Source organism: Bacillus sp. DX4.1 (genome assembly GCF_030348195.1).
In the GTDB taxonomy this organism is placed as follows: domain Bacteria; phylum Bacillota; class Bacilli; order Bacillales; family Bacillaceae_G; genus Bacillus_A.
On the sequence record NZ_JAUCFT010000008.1, the window covers coordinates 157501 to 179171 of the forward strand.

A 21671-nucleotide genomic window follows, 5' to 3' on the forward strand; every position below is an offset into this window, starting at 1 on the left:
CGGAAGGGATAAGTGCTGAAAGCATCTAAGCATGAAGCCCCCCTCAAGATGAGATTTCCCATAGCGTAAGCTAGTAAGATCCCTGAAAGATGATCAGGTTGATAGGTTCGAGGTGGAAGCATGGTGACATGTGGAGCTGACGAATACTAATAGATCGAGGACTTAACCATATAATATGAAGCAATGTTATCTAGTTTTGAAGGAATATACCTTCATAAGTCTGGTAATGATGGCAGAGAGGTCACACCCGTTCCCATACCGAACACGGAAGTTAAGCTCTCTAGCGCCGATGGTAGTTGGGACCTTGTCCCTGTGAGAGTAGGACGTTGCCAGGCTTGTATTATTCCGCAGTAGCTCAGTGGTAGAGCTATCGGCTGTTAACCGATCGGTCGTAGGTTCGAGTCCTACCTGCGGAGCCAATATGCTTCCATAGCTCAGCTGGTAGAGCACTTCCATGGTAAGGAAGAGGTCACCGGTTCAAGCCCGGTTGGAAGCTTGCGCACAGTATTACAAATTTTTGGCCCGTTGGTCAAGTGGTTAAGACACCGCCCTTTCACGGCGGTAACACGGGTTCGAATCCCGTACGGGTCACCACTTTTGGAGGATTAGCTCAGCTGGGAGAGCACCTGCCTTACAAGCAGGGGGTCGGCGGTTCGATCCCGTCATCCTCCACCATATAAATTTAAGTTATAATGTCGGAGGGGTAGCGAAGTGGCTAAACGCGGCGGACTGTAAATCCGCTCCTTCGGGTTCGGCAGTTCGAATCTGCCCCCCTCCACCATTTTTAAAAAATAACCCTATAGAGGTTTATTTTTTTGGTGAGACAAGCATACTAGTAAATATTAATGGGCTATAGCCAAGCGGTAAGGCAACGGACTTTGACTCCGTCATGCGCTGGTTCGAATCCAGCTAGCCCAGCCATTTACGAGCCATTAGCTCAGTTGGTAGAGCATCTGACTTTTAATCAGAGGGTCGAAGGTTCGAATCCTTCATGGCTCACCATTTTTGCGGAAGTAGTTCAGTGGTAGAATACAACCTTGCCAAGGTTGGGGTCGCGGGTTCGAATCCCGTCTTCCGCTTTTCATTTTGGGGCCTTAGCTCAGCTGGGAGAGCGCCTGCCTTGCACGCAGGAGGTCAGCGGTTCGATCCCGCTAGGCTCCATTATAAATAAGAAGAAACCTTACATTCATTTTGGATGTAAGGTTTTTTGTTTATCCCGCTATTTGCAGGCAGTAATCTCCCTACCTCAAGGTTTGGCAGGAAGCACAGAAGTTAGGTTGGGGATAAAGAGAATCCCCACTGATCAAAGTTTCACTTTATCCGTTACTCATTGAAATTTTACTGTATGTTGTCATGTAATATGAATGCAAGAGATATGAGTGGTTGAATGTCTTCTTTATATTTCTGATTCGAATATTTTACAGTCTGTTTCTTCCGTTGTATTTGCTTTTTTCCTTTATGGCTGACTACATAAATACGGCTGGATGCACAGTTATTGCCTGGTTTTCAATGTGCACAATCATTTAATTTACAGAATATGGGCCATCACCAGCTCTCCTTTTTTATATGCCACTCCCTTCTTTTCTTTTACAATATAAAGGAGAGTGACATATATACTGTTTCAGTTAGATAAATTTTTATATCTTTAAAGGAGGGATGAAATATGAAGATTGTCATAGCGTCTGATTCTTATAAAGAAAGCTTAGGGGCATTAGAGGTATGTAACGCGGTTGAAAAAGGGTTTTCGGCTATTTTTCCACAGGCAGAGTATGTAAAGATTCCAATCGCAGATGGAGGGGAAGGAACGGTACAATCCCTTGTAGATGCTACGGATGGGGATATGATTACAGTTCATGTAACAGGGCCCCTTGGAGAGCCTGTAGAGGGGTTTTATGGTATTTCTCCAGATAAAAGAACCGCTTTTATTGAAATGGCTGCAGCATCGGGATTACAGCACGTTCCAGTTGAGAAGCGAAATCCGCTAATTACAACAACAAGGGGAACTGGAGAACTCATTTTACATGCATTAGACCAAGGTGTGCAGCACATTATTTTGGGGCTTGGTGGAAGTGCTACAAATGATGGAGGCACGGGGATGTTAGCAGCTTTAGGCGTGAGGTTTTTACAGAAGAATGGACAAGCGATAGAACCTGTAGGTGGAAATTTACATTCCATTAATTCTTTAGATGCGTCACAGTTAGATTCTCGTCTTGTAAATGTGAAGCTGGAAGCAGCCTGCGATGTAGATAATCCTTTAACAGGACCTAAAGGGGCATCCTTTGTATTTGCCAAACAAAAGGGAGCAAATCTTGAAATGATTGAGCAATTAGATGACCATTTAAAGCATTATGCACATCTATTACAGCAGTATTTACATATTGATGTAGAAGAGATTCAAGGTGCCGGTGCAGCTGGTGGAGTAGGAGCTGCGGTTGTAGCTGTTTTGCAAGGGGAATTAAGAAAAGGTATTGAAATTGTATTAGACTATACACATTTCGATGCACATATAAAAGCGGCAGATCTCATTATTACAGGTGAGGGAAGGATAGATGAACAAACAGCGTATGGAAAGGCACCGGTTGGTGTTGCAGGGCGTGCTAAGCAACTTGATATTCCGGTTGTAGCTATCGGGGGTTCCGTTTTTTCTAATCACGTTTCAATCTATAAAGAGGGAATAGATGCTGTATTTAGTGCTGTATCCAGTCCCATGACGTTGGAAGAAGCATATATAACGGCAAAAGAAAATATTGAAATGACTGCACGAAATATTGCAGCAGTATGGAAATTAGCATCAAAAAAACGTCTCTAAATAAAGAGACGTTTTTGTTTTCATGGTGGTATTTTCGATTTATACATAAAGTAGCTTTGAAATGGGGGTTTCTATATAAATATAAGTGCATAAATTGTATATACATACAAAAAAATGTCGAGTTGAGTCAGACTATATAAAAGATTTAAAATATTTAGTGAAGGCATAAAAGGGGGAGACTATCTATGAAGAAAGACATTTCGATTGTTGGAGTTCCGATGGATTTAGGACAAATGCGCCGCGGGGTTGATATGGGACCAAGTGCGATTCGTTATGCAGGAGTAATTGAAAGAATCCAAAAAATAGGATATGACGTTGAAGACATAGGGGATTTATGTATCGAGAGAGAAGAAGAGATAGATGAAAATACAAAGTTAAGAAACCTGAAACAAGTTGCAAAAGTGTGTGATGAGTTGGCAACTAAGGTTGATAATATTATAGAGAAAAATCGTTTTCCACTTGTATTAGGAGGCGATCATAGTATTGCAATTGGAACGCTTGCAGGAGTAGCAAAACATTATAAAAATTTAGGTGTTATTTGGTATGATGCACATGGTGATTTGAATACAGAAGAAACATCACCATCTGGAAATATCCATGGGATGTCACTTGCGGCAAGTTTAGGCTATGGCCATTCGGCGTTAGTGAATTTATATGAGGCGTATCCGAAAGTGAAGAAGGAGAATGTTGTTATTATTGGGGCGCGTGCATTAGATGAAGGAGAAAAAGACTTTATTCGAGATGAAGGCATTAAAGTATTTACAATGCATGAAATTGATCGCATGGGTATGACTGCTGTTATGGAAGAAACGATTGCGTATTTATCGCATACAGATGGTGTTCACTTGTCGCTAGATTTAGATGGACTTGATCCACATGATGCTCCAGGAGTGGGGACACCTGTAACTGGGGGATTATCGTATCGTGAAAGTCATTTGGCGCTGGAAATGCTTGCAGAGGCAGATATTATTACATCCGCTGAGTTTGTAGAAGTAAATCCAATTTTAGATGAGAAAAATAGAACAGCAACGACAGCAGTAGTCTTAATGGGTTCTTTATTTGGTGAAAAGTTAAAATAATGTAAAAAAGCAGCTGAAATGCTGCTTTTTTTATTTTACAATAAGGGTATAATAATGAGTTAGATTACACCACTTCATAACAAAGGTTTGACATCTTACCAATTTATAGTAAAGGAGAAACGTCGTTTGTAATTGTCGTTTCTTTCATGTATGGTATAATTAACTAGTTGTTGTAAATACATACAGGTAGAGCATAAAACTAGTATTTCAATATGTAGATAAATTTGCTCATAAGTAGGAGGAAGGGTTAGCATGCCTTTTGGAGATATGAACTTTTTAAAATATCTCAGTACGATATTAGATATCGCCGTTGTGTGGTTTGTTATATATAAGCTAATTCTTGTAGTCCGAGGTACAAAAGCTGTTCAACTTTTGAAAGGGATTACAGTTATTATTATTGTTCGTATTTTAAGTTATTCATTTGGACTGCATACATTGCAGTGGCTGACAGATCAAGCATTAACATGGGGGTTTTTGGCAATTATTATCATTTTCCAACCAGAGCTAAGACGAGCACTGGAGCAATTAGGAAGAGGAAGCTTATTCTCACGTGGGATTGGTCAGGAAGAAGATGAACATGAAACGGTTGCAAATGCTGTAGCAAAAGCAACAGAATATATGGGTAAACGACGCATCGGTGCACTGATTACATTATCTAGAGAGACTGGGATGGACGATTATGTTGAAACAGGAATTCCCTTAAATGCAAATGTGTCATCAGAGCTTCTTATTAATATCTTTATCCCAAATACACCACTTCATGACGGGGCGGTTATTATGCAAGGAAATACGATTAAAGCAGCAGCTTGCTATTTACCATTATCAGAAAGTCCGTTTATATCTAAAGAGTTGGGAACGCGTCACAGAGCAGCAATGGGAGTTAGTGAAGTAACAGATAGTATTACAGTTGTTGTATCAGAAGAAACGGGTCAGATTTCTTTAACGAAAAACGGAGAATTACATCGTGATTTAAAAGTGGAACAGTTAAAGGAAATGCTCATGGTAGAGTTCAGCGGAAATGTTAAGACAACTTCTTCATCTTTATGGAACTGGAGGAGGAAACGTCATGGATAAGTTAATGGAGAACCATTGGTTTTTAAAAGGAATTTCATTACTATTGGCGTTAATGCTTTACATGTCAACAAATTTAACAGAAAAAAATACAGTTGGGAATGAAAATTCATCTCCTTTCCCAACAGGTGATATAACAGAAACAATATCTGATGTTGCAGTAACGTTGAATTATGATGAAGACAAATACATTGTAAGTGGTATACCGAAATACGTAAAAGTAAAATTAGAAGGCCCAAAGAATGTGATTACTGCAGTGAAGACAAAGCGTGAATTTGGAGTATCTGCCGATTTACGTGGGTATTCTCCAGGAACATACGAGGTTCCTTTGAAATATAGCGGGATGGAAAATAATTTAAAAGCAACGGTTCAGCCAGCAAAAATCAAGGTTACCATTCAAAATAAAGCGAAAAAGTCGTTTCCTGTAGAAGTAAAATATTCAAATGAAAATCAAATGCAGGGCGGTAGCATGGTTGAGAAACCCACTGTCAAACCAAACACAGTTGAGGTCGTGGGTACAGAAGAGGAATTGGAACAGATTTCTCTTGTTCGAGCATATGTGGATTTAAAAGGTATAACCAAAACGGTAACAAAAGAAGCGGAAATTGTGCTGTATGATAAAGATGGAAGAAGACTGGATTTACAAACAATTCCATCTAAAGTGAGTGTTACAATTTCTGTTCCAAATCAAACTGCGACAAACAACGTCGAAAAAACTGTACCGTTAGCATATGTGAAAAAAGGTAGCTTGCCAGATGGAGTAGTTGTTACAGACATTCATTTAGAACCAAATGAAGTAACAATATCGGGTCCAAAAGAAGTTTTGGACAATATAAAGTCCTTAGATGGCGTCGAAGTAGATCTCAGTAAAATTACAGAGTCTACAACATTCGATGCCTCTGTTTTATTACCGAAGGGTGTAACAAAGGTAAATCCGAGTCAAGTGAAGGTGACGGTTGAAGTGCAAAAGCAAGAGAAGACAAAGCATAAGACAATTGACGGGATTTCCATACAAACAAATGGTTTATCAGATGAATTCACTTTACAATTTCTTTCTCCTCAAGGTGGAAAGGTAAGTGTTGATGTTTCAGGAGAGGCAAGTGTAGTAGATAAAATAACAGCAGCACAAATAAAGGCGTCAATTAATCTACAAAATCTAGCTTCAGGAACACATAATCTTCCAATCCAAATTAATGGTCCGAACAATGTTTCAATAGAGGTAAAAGAAAAGAATGCGAAGGTAGAGCTTGTAAAGAAAGAAAAGCCAGATCAAGAAGTACAAGGTCAGCCGGAGCAGCAAGATCCACAGAAAGATAAAGATCAAAATCAAAATCAAAATCAAAATCAAGAGAACAAAGCAGAAAACAAAAATGACAATGAGCAAGAAAAAGGAGCGAATAGTAATGGGTAAATATTTTGGTACTGATGGTGTGCGTGGTGTCGCAAATAAGGAATTAACACCGGAATTAGCTTTTAAAATTGGTCGCTTTGGGGGTTATGTATTAACAAAAGATACCGATCGTCCGAAAGTTATTATTGGTCGTGATACACGTGTATCTGGCCATATGTTAGAAGGTGCTCTAGTAGCAGGACTATTATCGACTGGGGCGGAAGTTATGCGCCTTGGCGTTATTTCAACTCCTGGGGTTGCCTATTTAACAAAGGCTTTAGATGCACAAGCAGGCGTTATGATTTCAGCATCTCATAACCCAGTACAAGATAACGGAATTAAATTTTTCGGTTCAGATGGATTTAAATTAACTGATGAGCAAGAAGCAGAAATTGAAGCTTTATTAGATAAAGAAGTAGATGAATTACCACGTCCAACTGGAACAGACCTTGGCCAAGTGAATGACTACTTCGAAGGTGGACAAAAATACTTACAATACATTAAACAAACTGTAGAAGAAGACTTCTCAGGTTTACATATTGCATTAGATTGTGCACACGGTGCAACATCTTCTTTAGCGCCGTATTTATTTGCGGATTTAGAAGCGGATATCTCTACAATGGGAACATCGCCGAACGGTATGAATATTAATGATGGCGTTGGCTCTACACATCCAGAAGTATTAGCAGAATTAGTAAAAGAAAAAGGCGCAGATATTGGACTTGCTTTTGATGGAGATGGAGATCGCCTAATCGCAGTAGATGAAAAAGGAAACATTGTTGATGGCGATCAAATTATGTACATTTGTGCGAAGTACATGAAAGAAACTGGCCAGCTAAAACACAATACAGTTGTTTCAACTGTTATGAGTAACTTAGGATTCTACAAAGCACTTGAAGCAAACGGTATTACAAGCGACAAAACAGCTGTTGGAGATCGCTACGTAATGGAAGAAATGAAACGCGGTGGTTATAATCTAGGTGGTGAACAATCTGGTCACATTATCTTACTAGATTACATTACAACTGGCGATGGAATGTTAAGTGCACTTCAGCTTGTAAACATTATGAAAATGAAGAAAAAATCATTATCTGAGCTTGCAAATGAAATGACAAAATTTCCGCAATTATTAGTGAATGTTCGTGTAACAGATAAAAAATTAGCATTAGAAAACGAAAAAATTCAAGAAATCATTCATGTGGTAGAAGAAGAAATGAACGGAAACGGTCGTATTCTTGTTCGTCCATCGGGAACAGAGCCACTTATTCGTGTAATGGCAGAAGCACCAACACAAGAGATTTGTGATGGATATGTACACCGCATTGTAGAAGTTGTGAAGGCAGAAGTTGGAGCTGAATAATTTGTTGTTTTTATATGTAAAAAGGGGTACATTCTGTGCCCTTTTTACATATATTTTATATATAATGAAAATATTTCATTGACGGCTTAAGGTGTTTGTTATAAGATGGTCTTGTTCTTTTTCTTAAAGTAAATATGTGAAATATGAAAGCGCCAGAACTACATGATACGTAGTTGACGAGGAGGAGTTTTATCGAGATTTCGGCGGATGACTCCCGGTTGTTCATCACAACCGAAAGCTTTTGCTTAAAGCATTGAGGTGACTCAATGGACAAAGGTGAAAGTGTGATGAGGGAAAAAGAACGGATGAATACTAGCTGTATAAGTATACGGACTGAAACCAATCGAGAGGAAGGTGAAAGCCGTTACAAACTTACAGGGCTAGCAATATGTAATCCGTTTTTTATATGTAAATAAAATGGGATCGGACTATGTCGTTACATGTTCGCAGAGCAATGTAAGCATTTGTAGCGGCGACTAAACATGTGTGGAATCGTAGGATTTATTGGAGAGCAAGATGCAAAGGAAATTTTATTAAAAGGGTTGGAGAAGCTAGAATACCGCGGATATGACTCAGCGGGGATTGCAGTACAAGCCGAGAACGGTGTTGTTGTATACAAAGAAAAAGGTCGTATTGCAAAACTTCGTGAAATTGTAGACGCAGACGTAGCTGCAAGTGTGGGAATCGGTCACACACGCTGGGCTACACATGGTGTTCCAAGCACAACAAACGCACACCCACATCAAAGTACATCACAACGCTTTACACTTGTTCATAATGGAGTAATTGAAAACTATGAATTAGTGAAAAAAGAATACTTGCAAGATGTGACGTTTGTAAGTGAAACAGATACAGAAGTTATCGTTCAGCTTATGGAACAGCAAGTCAACACAGGATTAAGTGTAGAAGATGCATTCCGTCAAACGTTAACAATTTTACATGGTTCTTATGCGTTAGCATTACTTGATGCTGAAACTCCAAACATGATTTATGTTGCTAAAAACAAAAGCCCGCTATTAGTAGGTGTTGGTAACAACTTTAACGTTGTTGCAAGCGATGCAATGGCAATGTTACAAGTTACAGATCAATTTATCGAGTTAATGGATAAAGAAATGGTGATCGTAACAAAAGAAAGTATTACAATTAAAAACTTACAAGGTGAGACGATTGATCGTGCACCGTTTATAGCGGAATTAGATGCAAGTGATATTGAAAAGGGAACATATCCTCATTTCATGCTAAAAGAAGTTGATGAGCAGCCACTTGTAATCCGTAATATTATTCAAAAGTATCAAAATGATAATGGTGAAATTGAATTAGATGAAGATATTCGCAGTGCAATTTTAGATAGCGACCGCGTCTATATTATAGCGTGCGGAACAAGCTATCATGCTGGTCTTGTTGGAAAGCAATTCATCGAAGGATTCGCAAAAGTACCTGTAGAAGTACACGTAGCAAGTGAATTCTCTTACAACATGCCATTATTAACAGAAAAGCCATTCTTCATTTACATTTCACAAAGTGGTGAAACGGCAGATAGTCGCGCTGTACTTGTGCAGACAAAAGAAATGGGTCATAAAGCATTAACAATTACGAATGCACCAGGCTCTACACTTTCTCGTGAAGCTGACTACACATTACCGTTATATGCTGGACCTGAAATTGCAGTTGCTTCTACGAAGGCTTACACAGCACAACTTGCAGTTCTTTCAATCCTGGCAGCGGATATTGCCAAGGTAAAAGGTGTAAAAATTGATTTCGACTTAATACACGAACTTGGCCTTGTAGCAAATGCGATGGAAGTACTTTGTGATCAAAAAGACGAAATGGATGCACTTGCAAAAGAATTTTTAGCAACAACACGCAACTGTTTCTTCATCGGACGTAGCGTAGACTTCTACGTAGGATTAGAAGGCGCATTAAAACTAAAAGAAATTTCTTACATCCAAGCGGAAGGCTTTGCTGGAGGAGAATTAAAACACGGTACAATCGCGTTAATCGAAAAAGGTACACCAGTTATCGCACTTGCTACGCAAGAGCACGTAAACCTTGGAATTCGCGGTAACGTAAAAGAAGTGGCAGCACGCGGAGCAAACCCATGCATCATCGCAATGAAAGGTTTAGAGATGGAAGGCGACAGCTTTATCTTACCAGCTGTGCATCAAGCACTAGCACCGCTTGTAGCAGTTATTCCATTACAACTAATTGCATACTACGCAGCTCTTCACCGTGAGTGTGATGTGGATAAACCACGTAACCTAGCTAAATCTGTTACTGTTGAGTAGGAGATTGAGAGTTAGATAGAAGTTTTTGTAGATTTGAAATAAAGTTGCACCGTTTTACCCCTTTAGATATGATTATCTAAAGGGGTGTTTTTATGCCGAAAAGAAAAAGAACATCTGAGATTGAACAGTGGATTAAACAAGGTCGAGGGACCGGTATTGGAGTAGATTATAAACCTTGGTTAAAGATTCAAGATGTATCTTCAAAGGGTCGTTCAACTCGTTTAAAAGGAATAAAAACAAACAGACAGCATGAATTTCTGTCGGATTTAGAACGCAATTATTTTTATTTAACTGAGTATTCGAATTATATTGTTGCTGGCCGCAGAACAGATTTCGAAAAAATAGAGAAACTACATATGCAGTAAGGCGTGAAATGAAAAGAGATAAAGCAATTGAACTATTACACTATGATAATTTATATGATTTCACTTTGGATATTATCGGAAATAATTCTTATTGATGACTTAAAGTAGAGTCAAAGGTTAATTACAGCTCATGAATCGGGAGTAAAAATAAGATTGCAAAAAATTTTTTAATATAACAACGTAGGTTTAAGAGTATTTGAAAAAACAATCGACCGAATAGAACGAATGATGAGAGGGATGGGAAAATGAGCGATACAAGGACCAAATTGATGCTGGATTTGCAAAGAATTGAGAAGGATGAGTATCAGTTACGCGAAGGTGAGCAGCATCAAGATTTCTTACCTTTGTTACTTCAATATATTGGCGATCCTCAGCCAGAATTACGGGATAACCTGATTTATCCGATGTTTTATATGTGGATTAAGGAAGAGAATAGGTTCAGTGGAGAGGAGTTGCGTAGCCTCTTAACTGTTCTGACTGATGAGAACCATTTGTTCTATAATATTGGCAGCGAGGATGATCAGTCAGTTTTTACAAGGACGTTCTCTGCCTTGCCTATCGCTTTGATTGTGCAACGCCACAGACAGAATCCATTTTTCAATCAAGCGGAAATTGAGCAATTAATGCATACAATGTTCCGTTATTATAAAGAGGAGAAGGATCTGCGAGGTTACCTTTCAGTAGGAGGCTGGGCTCACAGCGCGTCTCACGGTGCGGATGTTTTTGTCGAGCTGGTGCAGTGCGAGGAGAGCAGCGTCGCAATGCTGCGTGAGGTTCTTGTCGCTATTTCTGGCATGCTTCATAATGGTAGACACATTTTTAGCGATGAGGATGATGAGCGGTTGGTCAACATCGTGGATACGATGATTGACAAAGAGTTACTTCCACATCAAGAAATCGCTGATTGGATTAGCGGCTTAGCGCAATGCTGCAATTTGCCGAGAAGTCGCAGTCAGGTGATTGCTCGCGTGAACAGCAAGAATTTTTTACGCAGTCTCTATTTCAGAAGGGGACAAGATAGCCGAGGGAATGAGCTTAACACTGTCATGCTTGGTACTGAGGCAAAATTGAACAGGTTTTCTATCAGTTAAAGGATTAGAGGGGCTGTCTCAAAAGCCATGGAAAATTGGCTGAGGGATTGCCCCTTTTTATGTCAAGAAAAACAAAAAGTGAGTAACCAAATTTTTACTGTTCTTAAGAGATTAATATCGTTAGAGTGTGTTTCAATTTTCGTTTAGTTAAAAATGGCGGTCACAAAATTACTACTGTGACTGCTTTATAAAAGGTTGACCAAAGCCTTAGTTCTTTGTTTGACACCCTCTGGCATGTTCCTCCATTAAAGGGCGCTTTAATGGAGGAAATATCATAGAAATGATCAAACTTTTTTATAAAAGAATGATTCAATAAAATATATTAAGAGCGTGTTTTGATTAATCTTTTTTCAAAACACGCTCTTTCTTTTTGCTTGTTTATCAAGGCTATTAGTATTAATTTGATCAATCTTTATTCTAAAGCTACATTTGTGGCTTTGTAAAAAAGATTGATCATTTAAAACAAAGTTTGATAACTTAAAATAAAGATTGATAATTTGTAATAAAGTTTGATAAAAAATAACCTCTTTGGGTATGATATCCGTAAGAGGTTATTTTTATTATTCAGAAAAAAGGTGAGCTAAGTATGTTACCCAAATATAATTCTGATAATCCGAGTCTGTTAGAATCGATAGTTTGCTTTACTGATATTTTAGGGTTTTCCAATTTAATTATAAACACACCTAATTATGGATATGAAATAAAGTCACGATGTTTATAAGAAAGATGCGATGCTATATCTTTTCAATTAAAGAATTCTAAATGTGTTTTGATCAAACTTTTTTATAAAAATTGAACATCCAGTCACAAAGAAAGACTCTATTTTGATCAATCTTTTTTCAAAATGGAGTCTTTTTGTGTAACACAGAATGTGGATTTGTAAGAGGTTTTTAATCAAACTTTATTCCAAAGCTACACTAATCGACAGTCTGGATGTCTCCCTGTAACTTTCTTGGTTCCCATGTAACTTCGTTATTCCCCACTGTAACTAAGTTGGTATCCGAGAGAGAAGAGGGGAAGATGTTGATTTACAATAAAGTTATTACATTTACAATAAATTTATTTAAAAAAGCCCATTCGGTTATTCAACAATCGGGCCATATTCTTGAATAAAGAAGGAATTTATATGAACAATCTTAAAATTGTAATTCATTCCAGAAAAGGTCATCATTGTTAAATAAGGTACAAATATATAGTCCAACCAGTACGTGCCTATTATGTAATTCACTTAAAGGATATAAAGAATAAAAAGGCTCTAATATTGAATAAGAATATAAAGGGCGGAACTTATTTGAAGACTTTTGGAACTTTGTACTTTTAGGTAGTTTTTAAAACTAATAGACTTCATTTCTTAAGTGAGAAGGGAGAATGTCTTTTGAGCTTAAAACATGAGAAACATATGAGGTCAGAAATAGCTGATAAAACTTATTTGACTAAAGGATGGGGCTATGTTGCAGCTCTTGCACTGTTGCCGTATGCGATTTTAAAATCGCTTTGGGCATGGGGATCAACGGTAGGACTTACAACAAAACAAGCTGTACAAAATGTAGCAGGGTTTGGTGATACATTAAAGGAAGGATCTGCTTTTCTATATACGTTATATACCATCGGAATAGACTTCACAGCTATCTTGGCGATACTGGCATCTTTATTTGCTTTAGCTCTTGTGACTTCCTGGGGGGAGAAACTACCAAAATGGTTATTAATCATATTAGGATGGTCAGTTGGGGTGTTGACAGTTCTAATTAGCTTCTTGACAGCTCTTCAATTTTTAGGAGTGCTTCCAAAAGGATACACCGAAGGGTTAGCCATTTGGGTGTATGTGGTAACGTACGGAGGATTGTTCTTGTGGGGAGTAACTGTATTTATAGCGACTCTGTCGTTCCAGCATCGGATTAAAAACAAACAGTCCCCCCAAAAAGGGTATTTTAGGCAATAATTTACTTCGAGTGCTTATCTTGAATATCCTTTCAGTGTTGGTGTTCCGGGACAATTTTCAACAATCGGGCGCGATTATTGAATAACTCTTAGATTTAAACGACTTTATTGTTATATTTTTAAATATAGTGAAGTAATTTACATCAAAAATTAAACAATTTTATTTTAACCCCATCCTAAAATCAGCATGGGGTTATACGTGTTTGAGGTTTTAAAATTAAATAACTTTATTGTCACTTTACAGAAGAGGGAAGAACAAAATAACAGGGGAATATATTAATAGAATTTAAAGGAGGCTAACCTATTAGAAAATGATAAATGTAAATATTTGAAATGAATGTAAACGATTTTAAAAAATGCTGTGTATTCTATTTTATATCATAGTAATCTTGTAATGAACAAGTTATTTATTCTTTAAAGGAGGCAAACAAATCATGGATATTATGATTGAAAAGATTCCAGCATATCGGATTGCTTACATAAGGCAGATTGGCCCTTATGGAATTAATAATGTGCGAACAATGGAAAAATTAAAAGAATGGGCAAAATCTAACCATTTATTTAATGACGAATCCATAATTCTTGGAATTGCTCAGGATAATCCTGAAACTACTAAACCTGAAAACTGTCGTTATGATACCTGTATAGTTGTTTCAAACGACTATTCAGTAACTGATGGCTATGTAAGAGAGGGTAATATTGTTGGAGGAAAATATACTGTTTTTAAAATTAATCATACAGCAGAAGCAGTTCAGAAAGCGTGGATTGATATTTTTCCAGAATTATCAAGGCAAGGATATCAATTTGATGAGGCAAGACCAATCATCGAAAGGTATGTAGTCAAAATGGTTAATAATCATCATTGTGAAATTTGTGTACCCGTATATTAAAGTAGTAATTGGATAAATTCCAATTTGTTTGATTGAACAAAACGAGCATAATGTCTGGTTGAGTTAATGCATGTTTTTCATAAACTGTGAATTAAGGGAGGCAAAAATAGCTTCCCTTAAAATTTGTAATATTTTCACCGTAACTAAATTCATTTTACAATTAGGCTATGAGCTAAAAGAATTTGCGGAACAACATATAATTAGGCAACGAATGTTTGGTTTAAGAGATAATATTGAAACATGGAGTAATATGATGTCTGTCTATATTCCTAAATATTAATACTTTTAAAGTTTAAAGTAGAAAAGGGAATATAGAGAAGTTCCCTTTCTTACTTAGCTAACGGGTGCTTTTCTTGAATAACAAGCATTAAAAGTGATCAATCTTTTTTATAAAAATCACATACTTAATTAAATCAGTCACTCCATTTTGATCAATCTTTTTTCAAAATGGATTCTTTTGGTTTGTCGTAAAATCAAGGTACATACAATATTTCTGATCAAACTTTAATTTAAACCTACAGCTAAGGCCTTGGTTATTGTGTGTTCCTAAGGCCTTGCAGACGGATTTTCCGCTTTTTACCAGCTTTAAGTAGTTTAAAATTATCAGATAATACTAGATATTTTCATCTATAAATTATTATAATAGACTATGATATGGTTATAATTGAGACAGAAAAGATGTATTCCTAGGTAGGGGCCTAGGTGGCGCTTTTCTTTTTGTGACATTTAGGCAGAAGCGCCTACTCTTTTTTGCCAATATAGGGGATGGAGAGATTATCATGAGCAACATGCAGAAAAAAACAGACGTTATCTTAATTGGTGCGGGAATCATGAGCGCGACTTTGGGATCATTACTGAAAGAGTTAGCACCTGAATGGGAAATCAAAGTGTTTGAGAAACTCGCAAACGCAGGAGAAGAAAGCTCTAACGAATGGAATAATGCGGGTACGGGCCATTCTGCACTGTGCGAGCTTAACTATACATCCGAAAAATCTGACGGATCTATAGATATTAGCAAAGCTATAAAAATTAATGAACAGTTTCAGCTTTCAAGACAGTTTTGGTCTTATCTTGTAAACAGCAATCTGATTCGTAATCCGCAGGACTTTATCATGCCAATACCTCATATGAGTTTAGTACAAGGGGAGAAAAATGTAACGTTTTTGAAAAAACGTTTTGAAGCGCTTTCAAACAATCACCTGTTTCAAGGAATGGAATTTTCCGATGACCTTGAAAAACTGAAGGAATGGATTCCGCTTATCATGGAAGGCCGTACATCGAATGAACCGATAGCGGCAACAAAAATCGACTCTGGAACGGATGTCAACTTTGGTGCTTTAACACGCATGTTGTTTGACCACTTACAGAGTAAAAACGTCGAGATAAACTACAAGCATAGTGCCCAGGATATTAAACGTACTAGCGACGGATCGTGGGAAGTGAAAGTGCATGATATTGATAGCGGTAAAATCGAATACCATACTGCAAAATTCATCTTTATCGGCGGTGGAGGCGGAAGTCTGCCTTTACTACAAAAAACCGGTATTCCTGAGTCAAAACATATTGGAGGGTTCCCGGTAAGCGGACTATTTATGGTATGTAACAATCCGAAAGTTGTAGCGCAGCATCATGCAAAAGTATACGGTAAAGCTAAGGTAGGTGCTCCTCCAATGTCTGTTCCGCATCTTGATACAAGATATATCGACAACAAGAAAACATTGCTGTTTGGGCCGTTTGCCGGCTTCTCACCAAAGTTCTTAAAAACTGGTTCGAATTTTGATTTGATAGGTTCTGTAAAACCGAATAATGTCTTCACTATGTTGGCGGCAGGCGTAAAGGAGATGGCATTGACAAAATACCTGATCCAGCAAGTTATGTTATCGAATGAAAAGCGCATGGAAGAATTACGCGAGTTTATTCCGAACGCCAAAAGCGAGGATTGGGATATAGCGGTAGCGGGCCAACGTGTGCAAGTTATCAAAGATACTGATGCCGGCGGTAAAGGAACACTTCAATTTGGTACGGAAGTTGTTAGTGCCGTTGATGGCTCGATAGCTGCATTGCTCGGTGCTTCTCCGGGTGCTTCTACTGCCGTTCACGTTATGCTTGAGGTATTAGAAAAATGCTTCCCACAACATATGAAAGAGTGGGAACCGAAAATAAAAGAAATGATTCCTTCTCATGGTGTGTCACTAGTGGAAAACCCAGAGCTTTCCCAAGAAATTCATACTTCAACAGCGCAGATACTTGATCTGAGCGAAAAAGAACTGGTCTATAGTTAATTCTTTGGATGTAGAAACAAAGGTATTTAATAAAAAAGTTTAAGCAACATTTTTCATCAATGGACAATTGTTTCTATGATGAGGGGATTGAAAAGGCAATGATTGAAAAAAACGGAGATAAAATAAAAAATTGGCTTCGAACAATTGCCAATGTACCCTGTTCATTTCTTGCCATTTGAAGAATTTTAAATAATAAGAGAAGGACGTTTTAAGACCTATTGTCTTATGAACGTCCTTTTTTCGGCAATATAATATTGAATGATGTCCCTTTAGAAAGTTCGCTCTCAACAGAGATTGTACCATCATGAGCATGAACAAGTTTATAGACAATTGCCATTCCAAGTCCAGTGCCATCAGAGGAGGAATCAGTTGTTGTTCCACGATAATATTGTTGAAAAAGATTTTCTATCATATGAGTGGACATGCCAACGCCATTGTCCATAATGTGGATAACTACATTTTCTCCATTGTCAGAAAGCTGTGTATGTATATCAGTATGTTCAGGGTTGTGTAAAATTGAATTCATTAGAATGTTTTGTAAAATACGCTGCATGAATTTATGATCAAATTCAACGTTAATTACAGGTGTATCCGTTTTAAAGTGTAGTTTATAGTTACTTGCTTGTGGATTATGACTAATGCTGGCAACAACCCTTTTTGTAAATTCGACTAAATCTTGATTCGTCTTGTTTAAAGGTAACGCACCGTCAGTGTTATTCAGCTGTAATACGAGGCTTAAGTCTTGAATCAATTCTTCCATATGTTTTCCTTTATCATCAATTTCTTGGATGAACGAATAAACTTCTTCCTTTGACCACTCATACTCATCATTCAATAAAAGTGTTGAGTAACCTTTGATATATGTTAAAGGTGTTTTTAAATCATGAGAAATACCAGCAATCCACTCTTGTTTGGCATGCTCTATTTTTTCCCTTTCTATTTCAGCAGCTTGTAATTTTACAGCTAATGATTGGAGGTGTTGAAGTACCTCCTGATACAGAAGGTAACGCATACGAAGTTTTCCTTTTCGGGTATAAATTTTTTGCAAATCTACAGGTTGCTCGTAGTTTTCTTGTGAGAGTTGATGAATCCAGGCCATTATGAATCCAATCGGACCACCAAAATACCATCCAAACAAGCCAATACAAATAATTGTGCTAATACCAAAAATCCAAGCCGAGAGCAAACCTTCATCATTTGTACTAAAAATGATATCAAACAATGGCAGAATGCCTTCAATAATAATGACAATGCCGAAACCAGTCGCAAGCATCCAAAGAACAAGTCCTAATGCTAAATGGAAAGTAAATCGAGTTTTTATTCGCATATAAACGCTTCATTTGGAGGGATGAGTTTATAGCCAATTCCTCGTAAATTTACAATGATTTTTGGTTTACGTGTATCATCACCAAGTTTTTTCCGTAGCTTGGATATATGGATAGTGACGGTTTTTTCTTCTCCAAAAACATCATTTCCCCATACGAATTCGTAGAGCTGAGCAGTCGTGAATATACGATTAGGATTTTTGCAAAAGAAATGTAGTAACTCCAGCTCTTTTGCTGTGCATTCTACGGGTTGATTTTGCACTGTTAATGTTGCGGATTCAGGATTAAAAGTAAAGTAGTCATAATCGTATAAAGTGTCCTGTTGTTGTGAATTTTCATACATTTTTTGGCGGCGAAGGATGACTTTTATTCGAGCAATGACTTCTAAAGGATTAAAAGGTTTTGTAATATAATCATCTCCACCTATTCCTAACCCCATTAATTTATCGAAGTCTGTAGAACGCGCACTAATAAAAATAATAGGTGTGTTTGTATGTTTTCGCATTTCCGTACATAGTTCAAATCCACTTATATCTGGGAGCATAATATCGAGCAAAATAATATCATATACTTTTTCTTTAATACGTTGTAGTGCACCTTTGCCCGTTGATGCGGTGTCTATATGAATGAAGTTTTCTTTCTTTAGTGTGATTTCTAGTAATTTCAATATACCAATTTCATCATCTACTGCTAATATTTTTGCAGATTCCATTTTGATCATCCCCCATTTCACCCTCATCATATCAATTTATTTTCTGAATATGTTTACTCTAATAAAAATATTACAAGAATTTTCCATAGCGTTTACTTTGATTTTACTTTCATTTATTAAGCTTATTGTAACATGACAATATGAACTCAGGAGGGGATAGGAGTGGAATCGGTTATTCGAATAAATAAGTTAAGAAAGACATTTAAGGGGAATGAAACAGTTTCTAATGTCAATATGAAAATTAACAAAGGAGAAATTTATGGTTTTTTAGGCCCGAATGGAGCTGGAAAAACAACCATTATGAAGATGATCTTAAATTTAGTAAAACCATCTTCTGGTGAAATCGTAGTATTAAATCAGCCTGTTTTACCAACATCTTATCAATATTTAAAGAAAATAGGCAGCATCATTGAATACCCAGTGTTTTATGACCGGTTAACAGCAAAGGAGAATTTAGACTTTCACTGTAAATACATTGGCTATCATGATAAAAAAGCGATCAATGAAGCTTTAGAAATTGTTGGTCTTAAAGATGTGGAAAATAAAAAAATTCATGAATTTTCTTTAGGGATGAAGCAACGATTAGGGATTGCACGGGCGATTGTTACAAAACCGGAGATTCTAATTCTTGATGAACCTATCAATGGACTTGATCCAATCGGTATTAAAGACATTCGCGAACTTCTATTACTTTTAAAAGAGAAATATGGAATTACCATTTTAATTTCAAGTCATATTGTTTCAGAAATTGAATCTATAGCAGATACTATCGGCATTATTAATCATGGGAAATTCATAAAAGAAGTAAAAATGGACGAAATCAGAAAAGAAAATGTCGAATATCTTGAAGTCGAAGTAGACAATTTGAAAAAAACGACACAGGTACTGGAAGATAAATTAGGAATCAAAAAGTATGAAATAGTAGACAAGAATATTATTCGAATTTTTGAACAAGAAATTTCTCAATATCAAATCAATAAAGAATTGATTATGAATGAAGTCGTCGTAAACGGAATTGAAAAAAAACAACACAATTTAGAAGAGTACTTCTTAAACCTTATTAATGGAGGCGATCAACATGTTTGAACTTATGAAACTAGAGTGGCAAAAACATCACTTATCTAGTTATTTTAAAGGATTAGCAATTTGTATTGTAGGAATTTTCGCTGCTGTCGGTCTTATGGCGCTGGGTTCTAAAGGTGAGAGTGAGCAAATGTTTCTAGATTATGCGGGATTCATGTCTTTAACGAATATTCTTATTAGAATAACATTTATAATTTTTTCAAGTGTAATTTTATCACGTTTAGTAATTGATGAATACAAGAGCAAAACGATTCAATTAGTGTTTACCTATCCACGACAACGGAAAAAATTACTTCAAGCTAAGTTATCAATTGTCTTTGGATTTTGTTTTTTCAGCATAATTATTACTACTTTTATTATCAGTATGTTAACTTTCTTCTTAAATCCAATTATAGGATTCTTTGAAACACCTGTTAGTATGAATGAAATGATTGCTACAGTTCCAATTACTTGTATTCACGCATTTATGATGGCTGGGGTAAGCCTGATTCCTTTATATTTTGGTATGAGAAAAAAATCAACTGCTACAACAATTACATCAGCTGTATTAATTGGATTTTTGATTAACTCAACTATTTCGAATGGCGGTAGTTCGGTTAGTTTGTTCGAATTCATTGGAGTACCAATTGCATTCTGTCTATTCGGTCTTATAATTGGCTATCTTTCTTATCATAAAGTTGACAAAATCGATGTTTCCTAAATGAAGCAAAAGTGGAATAATATTCAAATTTAAAATGAAATGAGGAATAAAATTGAAAAAAATTATATTAGCTTCTACTGTATTAATTGTAATTGGTGGATTAGTTTTTAGCATCAAAGGAGTAGGGGCGAAGAGTTTTGAAAAAACAAAATCCTTTGAAGTAGATCGTATCGAAGAAGTAGAAATAAACAACGAATCTTGGGATATTGAGTTCAAAAATACTAAATCAAAAAAAATAATAATCGAAGTTGAAGGAAAACAAAAAGACAAGAAGAACGATCCTGTAACAATTAAAAATGATGGGAAAAAAATTGAAGTTAATCAGCAAGACCAAAAGGGAATGTTCGAAGGATTCAGTTTTGGAAAGAAAGGTACGATCTATATTTCTATCCCAAAGAATGAAGTTGATACGATTACATTGAATAATAGCTTTGGTGATATAAAAATGAATGATGTGACGACTAAAAACATTGTAATTTCAAACGACTCTGGTGCTGGAAAAATTGAGGGACTGTCAGCAGTCAAAGGTAAGTTTACCTCAAGAGATGGGGAATTAAGTTTGAAAAATAGTTCGTTAAAGGAATTAACTGTAGCTTCCAATACCGGTGATAACTATCTTACAAGTGTAACTAGTCCTAAGATGAAAATTACTTCAACAGATGGCGAAGTATCGATCAAAGATGCAAAAGAAGGAAAGTCATTATTTGTAGAAACAAAGTCAGGAGATATCGCTGTATCTTATAAAGAAGCTCCTACTTCATTAACGCTTACTGCTAACAGTGATTCATCTGATATAACAGTTGATTTAGATGGCTTTAAGAAAAAAACGAATACTGAAAAATCGAAAAAAGGTACGATTGGTGATGCATCAAATAAATTGGAGCTCTTAAGCAAAGATGGAACTATAAATATAAAATAGCGCGCGTGTTGATTATGCATAGTCTTCCATTTAAAAGGATTGAATTATATAAATACAAATTAAAAAACCGACATAAACCCCTTTTTTTAGGCGGGAGAGAGCATCCGGCCATGCATAGAAGCGGTCAGATCCTTTTCTTGCCCCATGCGAAGTGAAAACAAAGAGAGAAAACGAGTGCAGGTCACCTTTTGTTATCCATAGCCGCGGCTTATATGTCGAAAAATAAAAATGGATTTATATAGAAAGAATCGAAGAGGAATTAAAGAGATTAAATAAAGGTATTTTATCCTGCCCGTAAAGGCCCGATTGATGAGGGCTAATAATCGGTGGGGGATGGAAAAACCCTCACTGATTAAAGTTTCACTTTATAAA

At 36.7% G+C, this 21671-nt stretch carries 15 protein-coding genes, 9 tRNA genes, 2 rRNA genes and 1 pseudogene (1 of these 27 running past the window's edge); 25 read left to right on the top strand and 2 right to left on the bottom strand.

Annotated features, from left to right (window positions below; all coding sequences use genetic code 11):
• From QUF99_RS04235 to QUF99_RS04340, 22 genes and pseudogenes are all read left to right on the top strand, one after another.
• A 23S ribosomal RNA gene (locus tag QUF99_RS04235) occupies positions 1-170 on the top strand (it extends 2752 nt beyond the left edge of the window).
• A gap of 49 nt (positions 171-219) precedes the next feature.
• A 5S ribosomal RNA gene (gene rrf, locus QUF99_RS04240) occupies positions 220-335 on the top strand.
• 9 nt (positions 336-344) lie between these two features.
• Positions 345-419: transfer RNA gene (locus QUF99_RS04245), tRNA-Asn, on the top strand.
• Between the two features lie 4 nt (positions 420-423).
• A tRNA-Thr gene (locus QUF99_RS04250) sits at positions 424-496 on the top strand.
• A gap of 23 nt (positions 497-519) precedes the next feature.
• Positions 520-594: transfer RNA gene (locus QUF99_RS04255), tRNA-Glu, on the top strand.
• A gap of 5 nt (positions 595-599) precedes the next feature.
• Positions 600-675 (top strand) — tRNA-Val (locus tag QUF99_RS04260).
• Between the two features lie 22 nt (positions 676-697).
• A tRNA-Tyr gene (locus tag QUF99_RS04265) sits at positions 698-781 on the top strand.
• 65 nt (positions 782-846) lie between these two features.
• A tRNA-Gln gene (locus QUF99_RS04270) sits at positions 847-921 on the top strand.
• A 5-nt stretch (positions 922-926) separates the two neighbouring features.
• Positions 927-1002, top strand: a tRNA-Lys gene (locus QUF99_RS04275).
• Between the two features lie 5 nt (positions 1003-1007).
• A tRNA-Gly gene (locus QUF99_RS04280) sits at positions 1008-1079 on the top strand.
• A gap of 9 nt (positions 1080-1088) precedes the next feature.
• Positions 1089-1161: transfer RNA gene (locus QUF99_RS04285), tRNA-Ala, on the top strand.
• 502 nt (positions 1162-1663) lie between these two features.
• Positions 1664-2809 carry a glycerate kinase gene (locus tag QUF99_RS04290; RefSeq protein ID WP_289368755.1) on the top strand — a complete coding sequence of 382 codons (1146 nt, stop codon included), beginning with the start codon at positions 1664-1666 and terminating at the stop codon, positions 2807-2809.
• Positions 2810-2994: 185 nt separating this feature from the next.
• Positions 2995-3888 (top strand): arginase, encoded by an 894-nt coding sequence (gene rocF, locus QUF99_RS04295; protein WP_289368756.1) that lies wholly within the window; start codon positions 2995-2997, stop codon positions 3886-3888.
• Between the two features lie 252 nt (positions 3889-4140).
• Positions 4141-4962 carry a diadenylate cyclase CdaA gene (cdaA, locus tag QUF99_RS04300; RefSeq protein ID WP_289368757.1) on the top strand — a complete coding sequence of 274 codons (822 nt, stop codon included), beginning with the start codon at positions 4141-4143 and terminating at the stop codon, positions 4960-4962.
• Positions 4955-6370, top strand: coding sequence for a CdaR family protein (locus QUF99_RS04305; RefSeq protein WP_289368758.1), 1416 nt, complete (start codon positions 4955-4957; stop codon positions 6368-6370). Before cdaA ends, QUF99_RS04305 begins: the two co-directional genes overlap by 8 nt.
• Entirely contained in the window at positions 6363-7709 is a 1347-nt protein-coding gene (gene glmM, locus QUF99_RS04310) for a phosphoglucosamine mutase (protein ID WP_289368759.1), read from the top strand. Before QUF99_RS04305 ends, glmM begins: the two co-directional genes overlap by 8 nt.
• A 482-nt stretch (positions 7710-8191) precedes the next feature.
• Complete coding sequence (gene glmS, locus QUF99_RS04315; RefSeq protein WP_289368760.1) at positions 8192-9994, top strand: glutamine--fructose-6-phosphate transaminase (isomerizing); 1803 nt, start codon at positions 8192-8194, stop codon at positions 9992-9994.
• A 92-nt stretch (positions 9995-10086) separates the two neighbouring features.
• Positions 10087-10308: pseudogene (locus tag QUF99_RS04320) on the top strand (TnsA endonuclease N-terminal domain-containing protein); the annotation flags it as partial.
• Between the two features lie 296 nt (positions 10309-10604).
• A complete protein-coding gene (locus QUF99_RS04325; RefSeq protein ID WP_289368762.1) occupies positions 10605-11450 on the top strand; it encodes a DUF2785 domain-containing protein in 846 nt (281 codons plus the stop codon).
• A gap of 1375 nt (positions 11451-12825) precedes the next feature.
• The gene (locus tag QUF99_RS04330) at positions 12826-13389 is read left to right on the top strand and encodes a hypothetical protein (protein ID WP_289368763.1); all 564 of its coding nucleotides are present in this window, start codon (positions 12826-12828) and stop codon (positions 13387-13389) included.
• A 433-nt stretch (positions 13390-13822) separates the two neighbouring features.
• The gene (locus tag QUF99_RS04335) at positions 13823-14278 is read left to right on the top strand and encodes an AraC family transcriptional regulator (protein WP_289368764.1); all 456 of its coding nucleotides are present in this window, start codon (positions 13823-13825) and stop codon (positions 14276-14278) included.
• Between the two features lie 779 nt (positions 14279-15057).
• Positions 15058-16560 (top strand): malate:quinone oxidoreductase, encoded by a 1503-nt coding sequence (locus QUF99_RS04340; protein ID WP_289368765.1) that lies wholly within the window; start codon positions 15058-15060, stop codon positions 16558-16560.
• Positions 16561-16783: 223 nt separating this feature from the next.
• On the opposite strand, the gene QUF99_RS04345 is transcribed toward QUF99_RS04340, so the two are convergent.
• Positions 16784-17887 (bottom strand): sensor histidine kinase, encoded by a 1104-nt coding sequence (locus QUF99_RS04345; RefSeq protein ID WP_289368766.1) that lies wholly within the window; start codon positions 17885-17887, stop codon positions 16784-16786.
• Positions 17878-18597: a response regulator transcription factor gene (locus QUF99_RS04350; protein ID WP_289368767.1), complete on the bottom strand. Its 720-nt coding sequence runs from the start codon at positions 18595-18597 to the stop codon at positions 17878-17880. Before QUF99_RS04350 ends, QUF99_RS04345 begins: the two co-directional genes overlap by 10 nt.
• A 162-nt stretch (positions 18598-18759) precedes the next feature.
• On the opposite strand from QUF99_RS04350, the gene QUF99_RS04355 reads away from it, so the two are divergent.
• The 3 genes from QUF99_RS04355 to QUF99_RS04365 are packed head-to-tail and all read left to right on the top strand — an operon-like array spanning position 18760 to position 21299.
• Positions 18760-19683, top strand: coding sequence for an ABC transporter ATP-binding protein (locus QUF99_RS04355; protein WP_289368768.1), 924 nt, complete (start codon positions 18760-18762; stop codon positions 19681-19683).
• A complete protein-coding gene (locus QUF99_RS04360; protein ID WP_289368769.1) occupies positions 19676-20380 on the top strand; it encodes an ABC transporter permease in 705 nt (234 codons plus the stop codon). Before QUF99_RS04355 ends, QUF99_RS04360 begins: the two co-directional genes overlap by 8 nt.
• 52 nt (positions 20381-20432) lie before the next feature.
• Positions 20433-21299: a DUF4097 family beta strand repeat-containing protein gene (locus QUF99_RS04365; protein WP_289368770.1), complete on the top strand. Its 867-nt coding sequence runs from the start codon at positions 20433-20435 to the stop codon at positions 21297-21299.
• Positions 21300-21671 lie beyond the last annotated feature (372 nt).

Coding starts and splice junctions, on each gene's coding strand:
- QUF99_RS04290 (WP_289368755.1), top strand. CDS start 1,664: ATGAAGATTGTCATAGCGTCTGATTCTTATAAAGAAAGCTTAGGGGCA.
- rocF (WP_289368756.1), top strand. CDS start 2,995: ATGAAGAAAGACATTTCGATTGTTGGAGTTCCGATGGATTTAGGACAA.
- cdaA (WP_289368757.1), top strand. CDS start 4,141: ATGCCTTTTGGAGATATGAACTTTTTAAAATATCTCAGTACGATATTA.
- QUF99_RS04305 (WP_289368758.1), top strand. CDS start 4,955: ATGGATAAGTTAATGGAGAACCATTGGTTTTTAAAAGGAATTTCATTA.
- glmM (WP_289368759.1), top strand. CDS start 6,363: ATGGGTAAATATTTTGGTACTGATGGTGTGCGTGGTGTCGCAAATAAG.
- glmS (WP_289368760.1), top strand. CDS start 8,192: ATGTGTGGAATCGTAGGATTTATTGGAGAGCAAGATGCAAAGGAAATT.
- QUF99_RS04325 (WP_289368762.1), top strand. CDS start 10,605: ATGAGCGATACAAGGACCAAATTGATGCTGGATTTGCAAAGAATTGAG.
- QUF99_RS04335 (WP_289368764.1), top strand. CDS start 13,823: ATGGATATTATGATTGAAAAGATTCCAGCATATCGGATTGCTTACATA.
- QUF99_RS04340 (WP_289368765.1), top strand. CDS start 15,058: ATGAGCAACATGCAGAAAAAAACAGACGTTATCTTAATTGGTGCGGGA.
- QUF99_RS04345 (WP_289368766.1), bottom strand. CDS start 17,887: ATGCGAATAAAAACTCGATTTACTTTCCATTTAGCATTAGGACTTGTT.
- QUF99_RS04350 (WP_289368767.1), bottom strand. CDS start 18,597: ATGGAATCTGCAAAAATATTAGCAGTAGATGATGAAATTGGTATATTG.
- QUF99_RS04360 (WP_289368769.1), top strand. CDS start 19,676: ATGTTTGAACTTATGAAACTAGAGTGGCAAAAACATCACTTATCTAGT.